The organism is Pseudomonas sp. BJa3 (assembly GCF_026343815.1).
Taxonomy (GTDB): Bacteria; Pseudomonadota; Gammaproteobacteria; order Pseudomonadales; family Pseudomonadaceae; genus Aquipseudomonas; species Aquipseudomonas soli.
In genome coordinates this window covers 1-271 of sequence record NZ_JAOXMC010000199.1, presented here as the reverse complement: position 1 = coordinate 271, position 271 = coordinate 1, and the positions used below count along the sequence as shown (strand labels likewise).

The 271-nt window shown below is 69.0% G+C and carries 1 pseudogene; it reads left to right on the top strand.

The window, feature by feature from the left end:
• Positions 1–271: pseudogene (locus tag OH705_RS27430) on the top strand (GNAT family N-acetyltransferase); the annotation flags it as partial.

Here is a 271-nt window from a genome sequence, read left to right as displayed (position 1 = left end):
GCCGCGCCAGCCGTCACGACGCGCTGGACACGTACGCCATCCGCCGCCTGGCGAGCCTGTGGCAGTGCACCGAAGCCTACGATGCCGCCCTGGCCCCGGCCTGGGCCGACGTACCTTTCACCGAAGGTTACGCGGCCCTGGTCGCCGAGCTTTTCCACCTCGCCTGCATGGGCGACACGTTCGTCGCCACCGGCATGGTAGACCTGGACAGGGGTGAAATGGGTGCCCTATTCGTGCTGCCGGCGTTCTTGGGCCGTGGCATCGCCCGGTC